The 19,039-nt window shown below is 65.2% G+C and carries 19 protein-coding genes and 1 riboswitch; of the genes, 11 read left to right on the top strand and 8 right to left on the bottom strand.

The genetic code is table 11. The features are described from left to right. The first annotated feature begins 11 nt into the window (after positions 1-11). From ribBA to RT582_RS16515, 9 genes are all read left to right on the top strand, one after another. Positions 12-1,091: a bifunctional 3,4-dihydroxy-2-butanone-4-phosphate synthase/GTP cyclohydrolase II gene (ribBA, locus tag RT582_RS16475; RefSeq protein ID WP_313478545.1), complete on the top strand. Its 1,080-nt coding sequence runs from the start codon at positions 12-14 to the stop codon at positions 1,089-1,091. A gap of 58 nt (positions 1,092-1,149) precedes the next feature. Then, positions 1,150-1,626 carry a 6,7-dimethyl-8-ribityllumazine synthase gene (gene ribH / locus RT582_RS16480; RefSeq protein WP_003289143.1) on the top strand — a complete coding sequence of 159 codons (477 nt, stop codon included), beginning with the start codon at positions 1,150-1,152 and terminating at the stop codon, positions 1,624-1,626. Further along, complete coding sequence (nusB, locus tag RT582_RS16485) at positions 1,623-2,108, top strand: transcription antitermination factor NusB (protein ID WP_003281759.1); 486 nt, start codon at positions 1,623-1,625, stop codon at positions 2,106-2,108. Before ribH ends, nusB begins: the two co-directional genes overlap by 4 nt. A gap of 12 nt (positions 2,109-2,120) precedes the next feature. Beyond that, complete coding sequence (thiL, locus tag RT582_RS16490) at positions 2,121-3,083, top strand: thiamine-phosphate kinase (protein WP_044316040.1); 963 nt, start codon at positions 2,121-2,123, stop codon at positions 3,081-3,083. A gap of 48 nt (positions 3,084-3,131) precedes the next feature. After that, positions 3,132-3,629, top strand: a complete 498-nt coding sequence (locus tag RT582_RS16495; RefSeq protein ID WP_023444676.1) for a phosphatidylglycerophosphatase A family protein — start codon at positions 3,132-3,134, stop codon at positions 3,627-3,629. Positions 3,630-3,713: 84 nt separating this feature from the next. Further along, on the top strand, positions 3,714-4,361 hold the full coding sequence (locus RT582_RS16500; RefSeq protein ID WP_003281753.1) for a retropepsin-like aspartic protease family protein: 648 nt from the start codon (positions 3,714-3,716) through the stop codon (positions 4,359-4,361). 110 nt (positions 4,362-4,471) lie between these two features. Then, positions 4,472-5,089 carry a GTP cyclohydrolase II gene (gene ribA, locus RT582_RS16505; protein WP_003281750.1) on the top strand — a complete coding sequence of 206 codons (618 nt, stop codon included), beginning with the start codon at positions 4,472-4,474 and terminating at the stop codon, positions 5,087-5,089. Then, positions 5,086-5,493 carry a hypothetical protein gene (locus RT582_RS16510; RefSeq protein ID WP_044316041.1) on the top strand — a complete coding sequence of 136 codons (408 nt, stop codon included), beginning with the start codon at positions 5,086-5,088 and terminating at the stop codon, positions 5,491-5,493. Before ribA ends, RT582_RS16510 begins: the two co-directional genes overlap by 4 nt. Next, positions 5,493-6,293 carry a cobalamin-binding protein gene (locus RT582_RS16515; RefSeq protein ID WP_044316042.1) on the top strand — a complete coding sequence of 267 codons (801 nt, stop codon included), beginning with the start codon at positions 5,493-5,495 and terminating at the stop codon, positions 6,291-6,293. Before RT582_RS16510 ends, RT582_RS16515 begins: the two co-directional genes overlap by 1 nt. 22 nt (positions 6,294-6,315) lie before the next feature. On the opposite strand, the gene RT582_RS16520 is transcribed toward RT582_RS16515, so the two are convergent. The 4 genes from RT582_RS16520 to RT582_RS16535 all read right to left on the bottom strand — a co-directional run bounded on the left by RT582_RS16520 (position 6,316) and on the right by RT582_RS16535 (position 15,363). Beyond that, complete coding sequence (locus RT582_RS16520) at positions 6,316-8,166, bottom strand: TonB-dependent receptor domain-containing protein (RefSeq protein WP_313478549.1); 1,851 nt, start codon at positions 8,164-8,166, stop codon at positions 6,316-6,318. A gap of 98 nt (positions 8,167-8,264) precedes the next feature. Continuing rightward, a riboswitch (cobalamin riboswitch) is annotated at positions 8,265-8,481 on the bottom strand. Between the two features lie 243 nt (positions 8,482-8,724). Beyond that, positions 8,725-12,378 carry an SbcC/MukB-like Walker B domain-containing protein gene (locus RT582_RS16525; protein ID WP_313478551.1) on the bottom strand — a complete coding sequence of 1,218 codons (3,654 nt, stop codon included), beginning with the start codon at positions 12,376-12,378 and terminating at the stop codon, positions 8,725-8,727. Beyond that, positions 12,375-13,610: an exonuclease SbcCD subunit D C-terminal domain-containing protein gene (locus RT582_RS16530; RefSeq protein ID WP_255822180.1), complete on the bottom strand. Its 1,236-nt coding sequence runs from the start codon at positions 13,608-13,610 to the stop codon at positions 12,375-12,377. The genes RT582_RS16525 and RT582_RS16530 overlap by 4 nt, the downstream gene beginning before the upstream one ends. Before the next feature lie 880 nt (positions 13,611-14,490). Continuing rightward, entirely contained in the window at positions 14,491-15,363 is an 873-nt protein-coding gene (locus RT582_RS16535; protein ID WP_014821559.1) for a helix-turn-helix transcriptional regulator, read from the bottom strand. 325 nt (positions 15,364-15,688) lie between these two features. Here RT582_RS16535 and RT582_RS16540 point away from each other — a divergent pair, with 325 nt between their 5' ends. Beyond that, positions 15,689-15,904 carry a hypothetical protein gene (locus RT582_RS16540; protein ID WP_003281738.1) on the top strand — a complete coding sequence of 72 codons (216 nt, stop codon included), beginning with the start codon at positions 15,689-15,691 and terminating at the stop codon, positions 15,902-15,904. A gap of 3 nt (positions 15,905-15,907) precedes the next feature. On the opposite strand, the gene RT582_RS16545 is transcribed toward RT582_RS16540, so the two are convergent. From RT582_RS16545 to RT582_RS16560, 4 genes are read right to left on the bottom strand one after another with little or no spacing between them, the layout of a single operon-like run. Continuing rightward, complete coding sequence (locus RT582_RS16545; RefSeq protein WP_313478556.1) at positions 15,908-17,224, bottom strand: sensor histidine kinase; 1,317 nt, start codon at positions 17,222-17,224, stop codon at positions 15,908-15,910. Next, the gene (locus tag RT582_RS16550; RefSeq protein WP_014821557.1) at positions 17,221-17,886 is read right to left on the bottom strand and encodes a response regulator transcription factor; all 666 of its coding nucleotides are present in this window, start codon (positions 17,884-17,886) and stop codon (positions 17,221-17,223) included. Before RT582_RS16550 ends, RT582_RS16545 begins: the two co-directional genes overlap by 4 nt. Next, entirely contained in the window at positions 17,886-18,191 is a 306-nt protein-coding gene (locus RT582_RS16555) for a PepSY domain-containing protein (protein ID WP_312444527.1), read from the bottom strand. Before RT582_RS16555 ends, RT582_RS16550 begins: the two co-directional genes overlap by 1 nt. A gap of 8 nt (positions 18,192-18,199) precedes the next feature. Next, positions 18,200-18,508, bottom strand: a complete 309-nt coding sequence (locus tag RT582_RS16560) for a PepSY domain-containing protein (RefSeq protein ID WP_003301967.1) — start codon at positions 18,506-18,508, stop codon at positions 18,200-18,202. A gap of 172 nt (positions 18,509-18,680) precedes the next feature. On the opposite strand from RT582_RS16560, the gene RT582_RS16565 reads away from it, so the two are divergent. Continuing rightward, positions 18,681-19,037 (top strand): copper-binding protein, encoded by a 357-nt coding sequence (locus RT582_RS16565; RefSeq protein WP_041014967.1) that lies wholly within the window; start codon positions 18,681-18,683, stop codon positions 19,035-19,037. Positions 19,038-19,039 lie beyond the last annotated feature (2 nt).

The raw sequence follows: 19,039 nt of genomic DNA on the forward strand, positions 1-19,039 counted from the left end.
GGAGACGCCCCATGGCGCTCAATACCGCTGAAGAACTGATCGAAGACATCCGCGCCGGCAAGATGGTCATCCTCATGGATGACGAGGACCGCGAGAACGAGGGTGACATCATCGTCGCCTCCGAATGCGTCACCGCCGAGCACATCAACTTCATGGCGCGCTTCGCCCGCGGCCTGATCTGCATGCCGATGACCCGCGAGCGCTGCGAGCTGCTCAAACTGCCGCTGATGGCGCCGCGCAATGGTTCCGGTTTCGGCACCAAGTTCACCGTTTCCATCGAGGCGGCTGAAGGCGTGACCACCGGCATTTCCGCGGCCGACCGCGCGAGGACCGTGCAGGCAGCTGTAGCGCGAGCAGCGAAAGCCGAGGACATCGTCAGCCCGGGTCACATCTTCCCGTTGATGGCGCAACCGGGCGGCGTACTGGCGCGTGCCGGTCACACCGAGGCGGCATGTGATCTGGCGCGCATGGCGGGCTTCGAACCATCCGGCGTGATCTGCGAGATCATGAACGACGACGGCACCATGGCGCGCCGCCCGGAGCTTGAGCTGTTCGCCGAGCAGCACGGGCTGAAGATCGGCACCATCGCCGACCTGATCCACTACCGCATGATCCACGAGCGCACAGTCGAGCGGGTTTCCGAGCAGCCGCTGGAAACCGAGCTGGGCCAGTTCAACCTGGTTACCTATCGCGACGGCGTCGAGGACACCGTGCACATGGCGCTGACTCGCGGCGAAATCTGTCCGGAAGAGCCGACGCTGGTGCGCGTGCATAACATGGAGCCGCTGCGTGATCTGCTGCTGGTCACCGTGCCCGGCCGCTGGAGCCTGCGCGCGGCGATGAGCGAGGTGGCCAACGCCGGCAAGGGCGTGGTGCTGCTGCTCGGTAATCCGCTGACCGGCCCGCAGTTGCTGGCGCAGCTGACCCGCCAGCAGCCGCCGACCCCGGCGACCTACAGCACCGTCGGTGCCGGTTCGCAGATCCTGCGTGATCTTGGTGTACGCAAGATGCGCCTGATGAGCGCGCCGATGAAGTTCAACGCGATATCCGGCTTCGATCTGGAAGTTGTAGAATACCTCCCGGCCGAATAATCAGAGGCGCCGCGCAGTCCGCGGCGCCTTCGTTCTTTAAAGAGATGAGAAAGCACCCATGCCCCTGAAGACCATCGAAGGAACCTTCATCGCCCCGCAGGGCAAATACGCCCTGGTCGTAGGCCGCTTCAACAGCTTCGTCGTCGAGAGCCTGGTCAGCGGCGCGGTCGATGCGCTGGTTCGCCACGGCGTCAGCGAGAACGACATCACCATCATCCGCGCACCGGGTGCCTTCGAGATTCCGCTGGTTGCGCAGAAGGTCGCCCAGCAGGGTGAATACGACGCCATCGTCGCCCTCGGCGCGGTCATTCGTGGCGGTACGCCGCATTTCGAATACGTTGCCGGTGAGTGCACCAAGGGCCTGGCCCAGGTTTCCATGGAATTCGGTGTGCCGGTCGCCTTCGGCGTACTGACCGTCGATTCCATCGAACAGGCCATCGAGCGCTCCGGCACCAAGGCCGGCAACAAGGGCGCTGAAGCTGCACTTTCCGCACTGGAAATGGTGAGCCTGCTGTCGCAGCTGGAGGCGAAGTGAGCCTGAATCACGACGATAGCCAGGACGCTCCCCAGCCCAAGGCCAAGGGCAAGATCGCCACGCGCCGGGTTGCCCGCAGCCTGGCGATGCAGGCGCTTTATCAGTGGCACATGGCCGGTCAGAGCCTCAACGAAATCGAGGCGCAGTTCCGCGTCGACAACGATTTCTCCGGGGTGGACGGCAGCTACTTCCACGAGCTGTTGACCGGTGTCGCACGCAGCAAGAGCGAAGTCGACGGTGCCATCGCGCCGAATCTCGACCGTCCGCTGGACGAGCTCGATCCGGTGGAGCTGGCGATTCTGCGGCTGTCCACCTACGAGCTGATGCAGCGCATCGACGTGCCTTACCGCGTGGTCATCAACGAAGGCATCGAGCTGGCCAAGGTCTATGGCGCCACCGACGGGCACAAGTTCGTCAACGGCGTGCTGGACAAGCTGGCCCCCACGCTGCGCAGCGCCGAAGTGCGCAATCACAAGCGCTGAGGGCTGCTCGCCTTGCTGGGTGAGTTCGAGCTGATCCGTCACTACTTCGCCGCCGCCGCTTGTGCCAGGGCTGGCGGCGATGTCGTTCTCGGCATCGGCGATGATTGTGCCCTGCTGCAGCTTCCGGTCGGCGCACAGCTGGCGGTTTCCACCGATACCCTGGTCGCCGGGGTGCATTTCCCCGATCCCTGCGATCCCTTCCTGCTCGGCCAGCGCGCGTTGGCCGTGGCGGCCAGTGATCTCGCCGCGATGGGCGCCACGCCCATCGGTTTCACTCTCGCCCTGACCTTGCCTGCTGGCGATCCACTCTGGCTGGCGGAACTTGCCCGTGGCCTGGATTCGATGGCGCTTGATTGCAGCCTGCGTTTGATTGGTGGCGACACTACCCGCGGCCCGCTGAGCCTGACCGTCACCGTGTTCGGCCGGGTGCCGTCCGGTCAGGCGCTGGTTCGGTCTGGCGCGCAGGTCGGTGATCTGCTCTGTGTCGGCGGTGTGCTCGGTGAGGCGGCTGGTGCCCTGCCGCTGGTGCTGCGCCAGGCCGAGGCCGATGCGGACGTCGCCGAACACCTGCTGGCACGCTACTGGTCGCCGCAACCGCAGCTGGCCCTGGGTGAAGCGCTGCGAGGCAAGGCCACGGCGGCGCTGGATATCTCCGACGGTCTGCTGGCCGATTGTGGGCATATCGCCAAGGCTTCGGGCGTGGCCTTGCAGATCGTGCGTGATCGCCTGCCGCTGTCCGAACCTTTGCGGCGCTTCGCCGGCGACGCCGAAGCGCTGCGTTGCGCGCTGGCCGGCGGCGACGACTACCTGCTGGCGTTCACCCTGCCGGCTGCTGAGCTCGTATCACTGCAGGCCGCCGGCTGGCCGGTACAGGTCATCGGCCGGGTGTTGGCAGGGGAGGGTGTGCAGCTGATCGATGCTGCGGGCAATGAAGTCGCTGTGTCCGAACGTGGTTACAACCATTTCAATGCGTAAGTGCTGCGATGCGATCGCTTACCTCCGATCCGAGAAAGGAACGCTGTTTTGACTGAATCCTCACCAGTCGCGGCCAAGCCGCAAACCCTGGTTTGGTCCGACCCCTGGCACAACCTGGCGTTCGGCTTCGGTTCCGGGCTGATGCCCAAGGCGCCGGGTACCTGGGGTTCACTGGTAGCACTGCCGTTCGTGCCGCTGTGGCAACTGCTGCCGGGGTGGGGTTATCTGCTGATGCTCGGCCTGACCATGCTGTTCGGCGTCTGGCTGTGTGGCAAGGTGGCGCGCGAACTCGGCGTGCATGACCACGAAGGGATCGTCTGGGACGAGTTCGTCGGTATCTGGATCACTTTCTGGCTGGTGCCGGAAGGCTGGTACTGGATGCTGCTCGGCTTCGTGGTGTTCCGCGTGATGGATATCGCCAAACCCTGGCCGATCAGCTGGGTCGATCGGCATATCCATGGCGGGGTGGGGATTATGCTCGACGATATCCTCGCCGGTGTCGCGGCCTGGGCGGTCATGCAGGGACTGGTGGCGCTGTTGGTTTGATTGTGCGTCCGGTCGCTGCAGGCAGTCGGCCATTGAAGGATGATCGGCGTTCGCCCCGGGCCCGGTTTCGAGGAAGAAATAGCCATGCGTAGCGTCTCCGTTCTGTTCGCCAGCCTGTTGCTCCTGCCCGCGCTGGCGCAGGCCGCCTCCATGGTGCAAGTGGTCGGGCTATTTCCGGGCGCTGCGGTGGTCAATGTCGACGGGCAGCGCAAGCTGGTCAGGGTCGGTCAGACCGGCCCTGGCGGCGTCCAGGTGGTGAGCGCCGATGCCAGCGGTGCGGTGCTGCGCGTCGACGGCGTTGAGCGTCATTACAACCTGAGTCGCGAATACAGCGGCGCCTACGCGGCGCCAAGCAAGACCCAGCTGAGCGTCGCAAAGGGCACCGGCGGCCATTACTGGATCGCCGGGGCGATCAACGGCCAGTCGATTCAGTTTCTCGTTGATACCGGCGCCACCTCGGTGGCGATCAACGAACATCAGGCCCGTCGCTTGGGCATCGACTACCGCGTCAACGGTCGGCCCATGGTGGTGAGCACCGCCAGCGGTACGGCGAAGGCCTGGCGCGTGCATCTCAACAGCGTCAAGGTCGGGGCGATCGAGGTGCTCGGCGTGGACGCGGTGGTCGTCGAGGGCGGTTCGCCTACCGAGGCGCTGCTCGGCATGAGCTTTCTCGGGCGCGTCAGCTGGCGCGAGGAGCAGGGCGTGCTGGTGCTGGAGTCGAAAACCTCCTGAGCGGCTTCCTGACGGCACGATAGGCGCGGTCGACGACCAAACTCTCCAGCCAGATTCGCGGTTAGTTGGTGTTACAATGTCCGCTTTTCTGCCTCCTGGGATTTCCGCCCGTGTCTGTCGTGTTCGTCGCCGCTTCCCAACTGCCGACGCCGTTCGGTGTGTTCACCATGCATGGTTTTCTCGACCAGGACACTGGCAAGGAACATGTCGCGCTGACGCTCGGCGACGTGGCCGATGGCAAGCCGGTGCTGGGTCGTCTGCACTCCGAGTGCCTGACCGGCGATGCGTTGTTCAGCCTGCGCTGTGACTGCGGCTTCCAGCTCGAAGCGGCACTGCGCGCGATTTCCGACGAGGGCCGCGGCGTGCTGCTCTATCTGCGCCAGGAAGGCCGTGGTATCGGCCTGCTGAACAAGATTCGCGCTTACGAACTGCAGGATGCCGGCGCCGACACCGTCGAGGCCAACGAGCGTCTGGGGTTCGCCCCGGACATGCGCGACTACGGCATCTGCCTGCCGATGCTCGAGCACCTGGGCATCGCCGAGATCAAGCTGATGACCAACAACCCACGCAAGGTCAAGGCGCTGCAGGGCTTCGGCATTCGCGTCGCCGAACGCAAGCCATTGCAGATCGCGCATAACCCGTACAACCGCAACTACCTCGCCACCAAGGCCGGCAAGCTCGGCCACATGCTCGGCGAGATTCACCAAGGCGAAGCCGAGCAGTCGTGACGCGCGCCGCCGCCCTTCGCCAGCTCGCACGTGACGGCTGGCTGCATACGCTGCTGATGGTGCTACCGGTGCTGGTGCTTGGGCGCACATCGGTGGTGTTTGCCGACTGGGGTCTGCCACTCTTCGCTGCAGGCCTCGTCTCGCTGTTCTTCAGCCTGCGGGCCTTCACCCGGTTCAAACATGCACTGATCGCCACCGAACAGGCGCTGAACGGTCCGGTGGAGGACGACGCCTGGAACGATCTGCGTCGCGTGCGCCGTCACGGCCTGCTGATCGCCTCGTTACCGGCCTGGTTCGGTGCTGCGGGTGCGCTGTTCGGCATGGAGCCGGTTGCTCGCCTGTTGCTGGTATTCGGCAGCCTGGTCTTGCTGGTGCTCTACCGCATTCCGCGGCAATTGCGTTGATGCGACGTCTACTCCTCGCCGCGCTGATTTCCCTGGCGTCATTGCCTGCGTTGGCTGCCGAGCGGGTGGTGAGTCTGGCGCCATCGCTCAGCGAGATCATGCTCGAACTCGATGCTGCCGACCGGCTGGTTGGCGTCCTGGATGGTGGCGAGCGCCCAGCGGCGCTGCAGTCGGTACCTTCGGTTGGGCGCTACGGCCAGGTGGAGATGGAAACCCTGCTCAGCCTGCGCCCTGATCTCGTGCTGCTCTGGCCGGACAGTGTGCCGCGCAGTCAGCGTGAGCAGTTGCAGCAGTTCAGTATTCCCGTTCTGGTTGTCGAGCAGACCCGTCTCGAAGGGCTGGCCGAGCAGTTCGTTGTAGTGGGTAATGCCGTCGGGCGCGCCGAACAAGGCGAACGACTGGCCGGGCGCTTTCGTGCAGGCCTCGCCGAATTACGCAGCAACTACACGCGCGCTGAGCCGCTGCGGGTGTTCTATCAGATCTGGAATCGCCCGCTGTATACCCTGGGCGGCCAGCAGATCATCAGCGAAGCGATCGAGGTGTGTGGTGGGCAAAACGTTTTCGCCGATCTGACCCTGGCGGCGCCCCAGGTCAGCATCGAAGCCGTGCTCGCCCGCGATCCCGAAGTCATTCTGGCCGGTAGCGGTGCGCAGCTGGACGAATGGCAGGCCTGGCCGCAGCTCAGTGCCGTGCGCAGCGGTCGACTGCTTGAAGTGCCCGACAAGGGGCTGGAGCGACCGAGCTTCCAGATGCTGGGGGCGATCAGGAAGCTCTGCGAGGTGATGGCGGCTGCGCCCTGAGCGGGCGCGCCGGTAGACGCTGCTACAGCGAGGGAGTCCAGGTGACGGCGAACAGCAGGGTTCGCCCCGCCTCGTGATAGCCGTGATTCTGCGACGGATCCCACCAGTTAGCTCCGTCTGGGCGGTTGTAGGTCGCCAGCGCGTAGTCGCGGTCGAGCAGGTTGTTGACCTTCGCCTCCCAGCGCAGCTCGGGATGGCTGTGCCAGGCCGCTCTAAGGTCGAATACGCCATAGCCGGACAGCTCGCGGGTGTTTGCGATCGTGTCGTAACGAGCGCTTGAAACGTGCCAACCGGCGCCAGCCGAAAGCGTACCGAACGTGCGATCAAGGTCGATGCTGAGCGTGCGCTTTGCCCGGCGCGCCAGAGTATGACCGCTGTCCCGATCGCGCGGATCAATAATGCTCACGCCGAGGCTCGCTTGCCACCCCAGCAGTTCGCGCGCCGCACTGGCTTCGAAACCGTTGATCCGTGCCTGGCTGACGTTTTCCATCCGGGTTCCACCCCAGGCAATCATGTCTTCAACGTCGGTACGATAAAGCGCGGCTTCCAGCTGGGTCTCGTCGAATTCGGCGCGCCATTGCAATTCGTAGGTCTTCGAAGTCTCCGGCTGCAGGTCGGGGTTCGGCCCCCAGGCGGGTGGTGCGTAGAGGTCGGTGAACGTCGGGGCGCGGAAGCCTTCGCCATAGCTCAGAATCCAGCGCTGCGACTGACCTACCGGCAGGCTGAATGCTGCGTTCCAGCTGTTGTGGCTGCCGAACTGCTGGTTGTCGTCGTGACGCAGACCCAGCTCGGTGCCGAAGCTTTCGCCCTGGTAGCTGTGCTGGGCAAAGAAAGCGAGATTGTCGCGACTGTCTTCCTGGTAGGCTGTGGTGGCGTCGAGTCGGTCTTCGTACCAGTCGCTGCCCACGCTCAGCTGCTGGCGCTCGCTCAGTTGCACGCGGTTGATCCAGGCCGCGGAGTGGCGAGTGGTCTCCAGCAGACCGTCGTTGTAGTTGGAGCCGACCGCGTGGTTGCGATCGAAGCTGCGGCCCAGCTCCAGACGGCTGTTCCAGATGTCGCTTAGCTGGCCGTCCAGGTAGCCGCTGTAGCTGCTGACGCGAAACTCGTCCTGCGGTGCGCCCGGAGCAAACTCGTAGGCATCGTCGTACTCGTTCTTGCCGCGCTGGTCGTTGAGACTCAAGCCCGCTTTCCAGTTTGCATCGAACTGGTGATCCAGCTTCAGGTGCAGCGCCTTGTTGCGCTGGCCATCGTTGTCCCGATCGGCGCCGCGGTTGTCGCGGGTGATATCGAAGCCGTCGCGCTCGTCGAGGCTGGCGCCAAGATGGACGCGGGTCTGCTCCGTTCCGGCTGCGAGGCTCAGGCTGCGCTGGAAGGTCTGGTCGCTGCCGGCGGCCAAGCGGACTTCCGGGTTTATTCCGGTTTTGCCGCCACGGGTAAAGATCTGGATGACGCCACCAATGGCATCTGCACCGTAAAGCGAGGAGCGCGGGCCACGGATCACTTCGACACGCTCGATGTTGTCGATAGCCAGATAGTCGAGGCGGGCGAAACCGCTGGTGGCCGAGGCAATGCGTTGGCCATCGACCAGCACCAGCGTTTGTGCAGTACCGGTGCCGCGCAGCGATAGCGACGCCACACCGCCAGGGCTGCTCACCTGTACGCCTGGCACACGCCGCAGCAGCTCGGGCACGCTGCGGGCTTGTAGCCGTTCGATATCCGCGCGAGTGAATACGGTATTGGCTGCCGTCGCCTGGGCGCGGGGTTCAGCCTGGCGGGCGGAGGTAATGAGCATGCTTGGCAGCTCCTGCTCAGCAGCAAACACCTGCACGCCAGGCAGCAGCGCCACGGCCAGGGCAAGTCGGGACAGTTTCATTCTTGGAATTCCTCAAAAGATCGCAGACTTTTGAGGAGGGCAGGAACAAGCGCGGGGGATGACGGGCAGCAGCGCTTGACGGTGCTGCCCTCCGCAACACCAGTCGAATCCGTCAGGCCGGTCTCCGGGCTTTCGACACGCATCACGCTCACCTTCCCATGTCGGAACACAGTGGCTGTGGAGCGGACGGCGATCCCTGAGGATCGCGGTCGATTACCGTTGCGGGGGCAGCGCCGGCCTTGCTCATCGAGCGCACCGGCTTCCCGTTTAATGCGGACCTTGCGGTCGTGCACACCTGGGCGGATAAGAAAACGCGCGAACCTTACGGCTGGTGCTGGGGAAACACAAGCGGACGAATGGCCGCAAGGACAGTGGTTTCCAAGCAAAGCCGCGCCCCAGGGCCGCTCGAGCGTTGCTCGAAAAACATCCAGCCGCGATGGTGCGCAATGTTCAGCGATCGGCGCTGACTTGCGGGCGCCTACATTGGGCTCGAGGCCGCCGAGGTCGTGCCGACCGTCGCCAAGCGACGGCGGCATGTCTGCGCGACAGCGCCGAGCTTTATGAAAGCCCCCCGACAATCTGTAGATCACTTTGCCCATTGCCCTGCCGGCGCACCTGGATCTGCACTGGAATGCGCTCGTGCATTTCCGCCACATGGGAGATCACCGCCACCTTGCGGCCCTGGGCCTGCAGCGAATCCAGCGCGTCCATGGCGATCTGCAGCGACTCGGGATCGAGGCTGCCGAAGCCTTCGTCGATGAACAGCGATTCGATCTTCAGCTTGCTCGACGCCATCGAGGCCAGGCCCAGCGCCAGGGCCAGCGAGACAAGGAAGGTTTCGCCGCCGGACAGCGAATGCACCGAGCGCAGCTCGTCGCCCATCTCGGTATCCATGACCAGTAGGCCCAGCGGGCTGCCGCCGCGCTTGAGCCGGTAGCGCCGCGCCAGTTGGCGCAGCTGCACGTTGGCGTGCTGCACCAACAGGTCGAGGTTGTAGGCCTGGGCGATCTTGCGGAAGGCGCCGCCGTCGCTGGAACCGATCAGCGTGGCGATACGCCCCCAGCGCTGATGCTCGGCTCGCGCCGCGTCGATCTGGGTGAGCAGCACCTGGCTCTGGCTGCGACGTTTATCATCGTCGATCAGCTGGGCGCGGGTTTCAGCGCAGCGTTGATCGGCCTGCTCGCACTGCTGCAGTTGCTCGGCATGGCGCTGTTGCAGCTGCTCGGCATCCGGCGCTTCGCTCTGCTGCTGTTTGTGCAGGTTCAGACGGTTGAGGCAGCCGTCGAGACGCTCGCGACAGCGGGTCAGGTTTTCGCTGTTCTCTTGCAGGCGCTGGCGCGCCTCGGCGATCAGCTGATCGTCCATGTGCAGCAGCTGGGCGTGGGTGGCGTCGTCCAGCTGTGGATGGTCGGCGCGCCAGGTTGCCAGCTCCGCATTCAGCGCGTCGCGTTCCTGTTCCAATTCGGCGTGGCGCTGGCGACAGTTCTGCTGCTCGCTGTGCAGGCGCGTCAGGCCGAGCTTGCTCTCGTTGAGCTGCTGATCGATTGCGGTCTGCGCCTGGCGGGCGATCTGGATTGCCGCATCCAGCTGCTGTTGCCAGGCCTTGGCGCTGCTTTGCTCGCCAAGGCTGGTACGCAGCGCCTGCTGGCAGGCCAGCAGCAGTTTCTCGCGCTCGCTCAGCCGCGCGCTGTAGCTCGTCTGTTTCTCCTGGCGATGACGTTGCTGTAGCTGCTCGTCGCTGCGGCGCTGCTCGCACTGGCGCAGCTCCTCGGCCAGCTCGCTCTGCTGTTGCAGCTGTTGCAGCCGCGTGGCGATGCTGGCGTCCAGCTGCATAAAGGTCTGCGCGGGGTTTTCGCGCCAGCGTTGCAGCTGGTCGGCGGGCAACAGCTCGGCAAACGCCTGCAGTTCCTCATCAAGCTGTTGGCTGTCGTGGGCCAGGGCATCGCGCTGGCGGGCGAGTTGCTGGGTCGTCTCGACACAGGCTTCGCGCGCGGCCTGCCAGGCCTGCTGCAGGGTTTCGCTGCGCTGTTGCAGGGCGAGTAACTGCTGCTGACGCTGGCTGGTGTTGGCGATCTGGTCTTTGAGTGTCGTCAGCTGCGCTTCCAGCCATTGCGAACGCTCGGCTTCCGGCTGCTCAAGCAATCGCGAGTGTGCGGGCAGGGCGAGCAGGCGCGGTGCCAGGGCCTGCAGCTGCGCCTCGACTTCGCCCTGGCGTTGTTGCGTCTGGCGCAACTGCGTGCTGAGCGCAACATGGCGATCGCGCAGTTCCTGCAGACGCTGGTCCTGTTCCTGCAGCGACTGGCGAGCGCGCTCGGCCTCGCTGTCGTCGTGTCGGTCGAGGCTGGCGACCAGCGCATCGGTCTGCTGCCAGGGATGCTCGTCGCTGCCGCAGACCGGGCAGGGCTCGCCGGGGACGAGCGCCGCACGCAGCGCTTCGACATTCTCGCCGCGTGCCAGGCGTTGGCGTTCGAGCAGGGCGAGGGTGACCTTGAGCGCCTGCTCGGCAGCATCACGGTCACTGCGAAGCTGTTTGCCCTGCGGTACCAGGCTGTCCAGCTCGGCCTGCTGGCGGATGTGGGCGTCGCTCAGTTCGCGCTGGCTGGCGGTGAGCGTGAGCTGCTGCGCCCAGAGTTCGCGCAGGGCCTCGGTTTCGCGCTCGGCCTGGCGCCATTCGTCGAGCTGTTGATGCAGCTGGGCCAGCTGTTCGGCCAGGCCGACATGGCTGTCGCGCTCGCGTTGCAGGCTATCCAGCGCCTCGCGCGCCTGGCTTTGCCGGGTTTCGGCAGCCTTGGCCTGCGCTTCCAGTGCCGGGAGTTCGCCCTGACCTTGCTGCAGCCGTGCCGCCAGCTGGACGGCCTGTTGCAGACGCGGACGGTAACCGCCCCAGGCTGCACAGAGCGGTTGCAGCGCTGCGCTCGTCTCGAGTTGCTGCGTCAGCGCTGCTAGCTGTTCGGCGGCGCGCTGTTGCTGCTCGGCGAGCTGCTTGAGCGTTGCCTCGCCGGTGCTCGCCGCAGCATCGGCCTGGACGCTTTCTTCGCGGATCGAGGCGAGGTCGGCGTTCAGATGGCTGAGGCGTTCCTCTTCACGGCGCGCTTGCGCAAGCCTGGGCTCGGCCGTCTGGCGCGCCTGATCGGCCGCACGCAGATCGTTGCCGGCCGCTTCGCATTGGCTCTGCAATGTGTCGAGACGTTGCTGCAGGCTTTGCGCCTCGTGCTGCAGGCGAGTGAGACTTTCGGCGGCCTTGCCGAGCAGGGGTTCGAGTTCCTGCTGACGCAGAAAACGATGGCGCTGCGGTGCGAGCCGTTCGAACAGGTCGAGAATACGGCGGGCCTCGGTCAGGCTCTCGCGCTCGCCTTCGGCGTCCTGCAGTTGCTGGCGTGCCGCTTCGCGCTCGTTTTCCAGGCGCTGCAGTTCGCTGAGCCATTGCCGCTGGGCTTCCAGTTCCTTGAGCTGCTGTTGCAGCTGCTTCAGGTCTTCCAGCTGGGTTTGATGCTCGCGCTCCAGTACATCGCGCTGCTCGGGCTCCAGCGGCTTCAAGCCGCCGGCCTGCTGTTCCAGGCGGGTGAGACTTTCCTTGGCCTGCTTGGCGGCCTCGAAGGCAGCCTGGCCGAGGCGGCTGTAGAGCCCGGTGTCGGTGAGCTTTTCCAGCAGGGTGCCGCGCTCGTTGTCGTCGGCCTTGAGGAAGGCGGAAAACTCGCTCTGCGCCAGCAGCACGGCGCGGGTGAACTGGGCCAGGGTCAGCCCCAGGCGTGCTTCGAGCAGTTCCTTGAATTCGCGCTTCTTGCCGCTGGCCAGCAGCGTGCCGCTGTCCAGATCGGTGAGGCTCTGGCTGCTGGCCTGCAGTTTGCCGTCGATCTTCTCTTTGGCACGCCTGACCTCCCAGCGCGCGCGGTAGCGGTGGCCGTCGACGCCGACGAAATCCACCTCTGCGTAGCCGCTGCCACAACCGCGGCGCAGCAGGTTGCGCTCGTCGCCGCCGCCGATCTCGGCTTCGACGTCGGGTACCTTGTTCAGAGGTGAGACGCTGTCGAGCCGCGGCGTGCTGCCAAATAGCGCCAGGCACAGGGCGTCGAGGATGGTGCTCTTGCCCGCACCTGTAGGCCCGGTGATGGCGAACAGGCCAGCGCTGGCCAGGGGTTCGGCGGTGAAATCGATGGTCTGTTCGCCGGCCAAGGAGGCCAGGTTCTTCAGGCGGATGGCGAGGATTTTCATTGGTCGCCCTCCGCATGGGCGAACTCGACCCGTTGCAGAAGCGTGGCGAAGTCGTCCAGCGCCTGCTCGTCCGCCGGGTTGCCGTACTGTTCTTCCCAGGCGCGGGCGAACAGCTCCTGCGGGGTGATCTGGTCGAGGCCGAGCAGCACTTCCGATTCCGTCTCGCCGCGCTTGCCGGCGTATTCACTGGCGATGCGCACCAGTCGGCAGGCCTTGCCGGTTATCGCGGTTTCGATGCGCTGGCGCAGGTCCGGCAGCGGCTCGTCGAGCAGCACGCGTACCTCCAGCCAGGGCAGGTTGTCGTCGAACAGACCGGTGGGCGGCAGCGCTTCCAGCGCGGTAATGATTTCGGCCAGGGGCGCGCGGCCGATGCGGATCATCTCCACCGCGCGCGGCACCGGCAGGCTTTCGACCTGCGCCAGCTGCTCGCCGTCGAGTTCGACCAGCAGCACCTGATGCGGGTAGTTGACCTCGGCGAACGACAGCGGCAGCGGCGAGCCGCTGTAGCGGATGCGCGCCTGCCCGGCGACCTGCTGCGGCTTGTGCAGATGGCCGAGGGCGACGTAGGCGACGGACTCGGGGAACAGACTGGCCGGCAGCGCTTCGGCGCTGCCGATAACGATATTGCGCTCGGACTCCTCCGACACCGCGCCGCCGGCCATGTGTGCGTGGCTCATGGCGACCAGCGCCTGGCCGGGCTGGCGTGCGGATTCGGCGGCAGCGATCAGCCGCTCGTGGACCTGACGGATGCCGGCCATGTAGTCGTCGCCCAGCGTCATTCCGGTGACTTCGGCCGGACGCAGGAAGGGCAGGGTGAGACACCAGGCGGCGGTGTTGCCATTGGCGTTATGCAGCGGTACGAGCAGACGCTGGTGATCCAGCTGGCCCTCGGCGACCCAGCTGATGCGTCCCACGGCATGGGCGTTGAGGCGCCTCATTAGCGGTGCTGGCAGCTCGATGCGCCCGCCCGAATCGTGGTTGCCGGCGATCATCACGATGTCCAGCTGCGGGAGCTTTTCGTGGGCGCGGACGATGAAGTCGTAGAGGCGCTCCTGGGCCTTGAGTGGCGGATTGACCGTGTCGAACACGTCGCCGGCGATCAGCAGGGCGTCGGCGCGGTGGGCGACCAGCTGGTCGAGCAGCCAGGCGAGGAATTGTGCGTGTTCGTAGTCGCGGTCCTGGCCGTGGAGGGTCTGGCCGAGGTGCCAGTCGGAGGTGTGGATCAGGCGCATGGGCTCAGGCTCATTGTGGGCGGGTGCAGTGGCGAACCGCTGGCTTGGGTTGTGCGGCGGGTGGTTGCGTCAGATGTAAGGCTTGTGGAACTCGTGACTGTCGCGGGCTTCGGCGGACGGTTTGGGCGCCCCGCGCTTTCCTCGGCCCGGACTACAGGTTGCGCCTTGCACGGCGCGTCACTTTTTCTTGCTTGGCCAAGAAAAAGTAACCAAAAAGAAGGCCACCCCGACATCCGGGTTTTGCTTCGCAAAACTTCCCTCCCTCCGGCGCTGCTCCGGGGGCCGTCGCGAAGGGACGTCCCTGTCCCTTCGCTCCTCGCTCGGCGTCCATGCCTCGCGTCCCCCTGCGCAGCACCTACGCTCGGCCTCCTGAAGGGGAGTCGAGTCCGAGCCGCCTGAAAATTCGCAAACAGCGGAACAAGCACGCGTTGCTTGTTTGTTGACGAAGAAGCTATCAGTCCCCACCGAATGCCCCTTTCAGGATGTCGAACGGAATCCGCGCGGAGGGGAGCGAGCGGCATGGATGCCGCGAGAGAACTAGGCGTTCCCGCGATAAAGGGCCAGGGATGGCCCTTGTACGCCGGCCGCCGGAGCGCGGATGGAGTGAGGGAAGTCGAGCGCAGCGAGACCCGGATGCAGGGGCAAGCGTTTTTGCTTACTTTTTTTGGGGCCGGCCGTCCGGCGTTTGGAAAAAGTGAGTCGCCCAGCAGGGCGAAACCAATGCTTCCGCCAGACGGGCCAGTCGAGTGTGAGCGCGGAGCGAAAGCCAGCGAGGCGCCGTGCAAGGCGCAACCTGTAGTCCCGGCCGCGAAAAGCGCGGCGCTCACATACCGAAATCCGTGCCGACGCTCTTCGCGCACAAAACCACCCCCACAAGCCCTCACGAGTACAACCACCCCTTCAACGCCTGCAGATTCCCCACCTGCAGCTGCTGCGCCGCCGCATTCGCCTGCACGGTATTCGGGTCGATGCCGAAGCGCTGCAGCACGTACTGCACCAGCGCTCCGCGCGTCTCCACCGGCAGCTGGCCCTCGAGCATGCCGAAGTCCAACTCGATGATCGCCTTCTGCGCAGGGCTCAATCGCGCGTCCGGCTCGATCAGCACGGTCACCGGCGTGTTCCATGCCTCGTCCTGTTCGCGGGTGTGTTCGCTGGCGTCCATCAGGTCCGGCTCGCCGCGGAAGCGGCTGAGCACGAAGTCGCGGTATTCGCGGTTCTTCTCGCAGTAGGCGCGCACATGCCAGCGCATGCCGGTGAACACCAGCGTGTGCGGCGCCATCACGCGGATTTCCACCTCGGGATTGGCCAGCGAGACGTACTCGCTTTCCAGCCGCAGCCCCTCTCGACAGGCCAGCAGGATCGGCCGCAGCACCTCGGGTCGGATACTGCGGTCCGGCACCTGCAGCACCTCGGTATGCGCGTAGGCCAGCGCCAGGCCCTCGATATGCGGGGCGCGCACACGGTTCTGGTCGAGCAAATGCAGATAGGCGCTGGCGCTGCCGTCGATGAACAGCGGCTGGAAGCCTTTGGTCGGCTTGTAGCCCTTCAGATGGCGGTCATATGTCAGGTTTTTGGGCGCATGTTCGTTCAGGTAGGTGTTGATGTCTTTCGATGCCTGCTGGCGGCTGATGCCGAAACTCTGCATCAGGTGGCCCGTGGTCAGGCGGCCTTCCCACCAGGCGATGGTCTCGATCAGCCGGTAGCGCAGCGCCAGGTCCCAGCGAATCTGACTGATCGATTGCTTGCGTTTCATCGCCTCTGCACCTGTTCCAAAGATTTACATGCCTATGTCGAGCAGGTCGACGTGTCGCGCAACGCTACATATATTCGGGGTATGTTTCAACTCGATCCGGTGGATGAGGAGACCCTGACATGAGCCTGATGATCAATGCGTTGGTGATGTCCTGCATGGCGTTCGTTGTGATGCTGTTTCTGGCCTGGCTGGCCTATGGCAGCGGCGATCGGAAGGGGTGATGAGCGTTACAGTTCTATGAAGATCAATGGATTCCCGATGGACGGCATGAATCTCCGAGCGATGAACAGGGTCTTTGTCTCAGGCTCATTGCTAGAGATGCTTCATGAAGACTCTTTCCCGCTACCTGGCCGAAACCTTCACCTCGCAGTACCGCACGCGCGTCGAGCCGCAAGCGGACGGTCGCCTGCTGGTGCATGTCGGCTACCCGATCAATGGCACCCACGCCACGCGCATCATGGCCGGGCACCAGGTGCAGAACACCCTGCTGGTCGAAACCATACTTGAAGACATGCGTAACGAACTGGCTCGTCCGCAATGATGCTCAGCGCGTCGCCGGCAGTGCGATGCGCACCCGCAAACCGCCCAGCGGGCTTTCTTCAAGACTCCATTCGCCACGCCAGGCCGTCAGGATATCGCTGACGATTCCCAGCCCCAGCCCGTGACCTTCCGCCGACTCGTCCAGCCGTACGCCACGGTTGATGACCTGTTCGCGCTGTGCCGCCGGAATCCCCGGTCCGTCGTCGTCCACCAGCAGGACGAAGCCATCGCCGCTGCGCTCGATGCTCAGCTCGACGCGGCTACGGGCCCACTTGCAGGCGTTATCCAGCAGATTGCCCAGCAGCTCGAGCATGTCCTCGCGATCACGCGGCAGGCGGCAGCCGGCGGGCGCCTGCCAGCGCAGGTCGAGGCCGCAGCGGTGGATCATCGCCAGCGTATCGAACAGTGCCGGCAGTTCCGCATCGCAGTCGAAATGCGCACCGGGCAGCACGTCCACCGATAGCCGCGCCCGGCCCAGTTCGCGGCTGACCCGTTGCTGGATCTGCTCCAGCTGCTCCTGCAGGCTGGCCTGCAGTTCGGGGTGAGCGGCGAGTTCTTCGCGTTGCACCAGACTGCCGAGCACTGCCAGTGGCGTCTTCAGCGCGTGACCGAGGTTGCCCAGGGCATGTCGCGAGCGCTGCAAGGTGTCTTCGGTGTGGCTGAGCAGGTGGTTGATCTGCTCGACCAGCGGCTGCAGCTCGACGGGCGCCCGCTGGTCCAGCTGCTGGCGCTGGCCCTGCTGCAGCTGGGCGATCTGCTGCCGCGCGCGCTCCAGTGGGCGCAGTGCCAGTCCCATGGCATAGCGCTGCAACAGCAGCAGGGCAAGCAGGGCGAAACCGACCAGGCCGAGGCCGCTCAGCCGCACGCGGGCAAAACTTTCGAGGACCGGCGTGTAGTCCTGCGCCACGCTGATGATGATCGGCTGGCCGTCGCGGCGGTACTCGGCGCGATAACCCAGCAGTCGCTGTTCCTGCGGGCCGTCGAGCAGTTCGTCCGCCAGGCCGGCGCGTTCCGGCCACTCTGGTGAGGCGTCCCACAGCGAGCGGGAGCGCCAGGTGCGCTCGGGCAGTTCGATCTTGAAGTAGTGGCCGGAGAACGGCCGTTGATAGCGCGGGTTGAGGCGCTGCACGTCCAGCTGATCGCCGTTCGGCCCCTTCACGAGGGCAATCAGCAGGCCCTCGGTTTCCTCGCGCAGATCGGTTTCCAGACTGCGCCTGAGGCCTGACTCGAAGAGCCACAGGCTGGTCTGCACCAGCACCAGCGCGACCAGTAGCAGGGTGGCGATCAGCGCCAGGCTGAGGCTGCGCTGGATGGACTTCACGGCTGGCCGCCGAAGCGATAGCCCTGGCCGCGGCGCGTTTCGATCAGCTCGCGGCCGAGCTTGCCGCGCAGCCGGTTGATATGCACCTCGATGACGTTTGAATCGCGCTCGGTTTCACCGTCGTACAGGTGTTCGGTCAGCTGGGTTTTCGACAGCAGCTGCCCCGGATGCAGCATGAAATAGCGCAGCAGGCGGAATTCTCCGGCGGTGAGTTCGATGTCCTGACCATCCTTGCGACAGCACTGGCGCGACTCGTCCAGCTCCAGGCCGCCGGCCTGCAACATGGGCTGGTTGGCCAGGCCGTGGGCACGGCGCAGCAGCGCCTGGATGCGCAGCAGCAGTTCTTCGGGATGAAAGGGCTTGGTTAGGTAGTCGTCGGCGCCGGCCTTGAGACCGTCGATGCGCTCGGCCCAGGAGCCGCGCGCGGTAAGGATCAGCACCGGTGTGGTGAGGCCGCCGGCACGCCAGTCGCGCAGCACCTCCAGCCCCGGTTTGCCAGGCAAGCCGAGGTCGAGAATGATCAGGTCATAGGGCTCGCTGGCGCCCTGGTATCCGGCGTCGCGGCCATCGGCCAGCCAGTCGATGGCATAACCGTTGCGGCTGAGGCTGGCGACCAGTTCATCGGCCAGCGGAACGTTGTCTTCGACCAGTAGCAGACGCATCAGTCTTCTTCATCCTTGAGCAGGCGCCCGTCGCGGGCATCCAGTTCGAGCTCGCGGGCAACGCCGTCGGTGGTGAGCAATTCGATCTCGTAAACGTAGATGCCATCTTCCTCCTCCAGCTCCGCTTCCAGCAGGCTGGCCCCCGGATAGCGCTCCATGGCGCGCTGGAGCAGAGCTTCCAGCGGCACGATGAGGCCCTCGCGGCGGAGCCGCAGGGCCTCATCCTGGTCCAGGTCGCGGCTCGCCGCCGGAGTGGCAGCGAGCAGCAGGGTCAGTGGAACGGTTACGAAAAGGGGGGCACGCATGGTTGGCCTCAGTCGTCCTGATGGTCCTTCAGCACTTCGCCGGTCTTGGCGTCGAGCTCGACGTCCCATTGCACACCTTTGTCGTCGCGCAGTTCAAGCTGATAGACGTAGCGGCCGTACTCTTCTTCCAGCTCGGTCTCCTCGACGGTAGCGCCGGGGTGCTTGGCCAGTGCCGCTTCGTTGAGCTTCTCGAACGACTGGATGGTGCCGGCATCGCGCAGCTTCAGTGCTTCGTCGGGACCGATGTCCTTGGCCATGGCCAGGTTGGCACCGAGGGCGAGGGTGGCGGCGGTGAACAGCGTAGTCAGTGTTTTCATGGTTTTGATTCCTGTGGTTGGTTTCGACGATTCACAGGTTACGGGGGCTTGCTTAAACGAAACTGAACGTCGCCAGGCGGCTGCGAATGCACCGTTCGGGCGAGGGCGAACCGCGCCATGGGGACTACGCTTGCTGCAGGTCAGCACGACCGATCGATCGGGGTGAGTCGTCATGAAAACCGTGTTTCTCGTACTGCTTGCGACCCTCGGGCTGAGTGGCCAGGCCTCTGCCGAGGATCTGCTGAAGCCCTCCACCACACCGCCGCCGGTCGATGATGTGGCGGCTGGCAACAGCCTGGAGGCCGAGCCCGCTTACCAGGCCGAAGGCGTGATCCGCGCCATCGATGCCCGGCAGGGCAGCGTCACCATCGCCCACGGGCCGGTGCCGGAATTGAAGTGGCCGGCGATGGTGATGCCGTTCAAGGCGGACGCCGCACAGCTCGGTGGGCTGGCCGTGGGCGATGCGGTGGAGTTCCGCTTCAGCAACGGCGAAATGGACCCGCAGATCGTCTTCATTCGACGGCAGTAGCC

The sequence above is a fragment of the Stutzerimonas kunmingensis genome (genome assembly GCF_032106285.1).
GTDB classification, from domain to species: Bacteria; Pseudomonadota; Gammaproteobacteria; order Pseudomonadales; family Pseudomonadaceae; genus Stutzerimonas; species Stutzerimonas kunmingensis_B.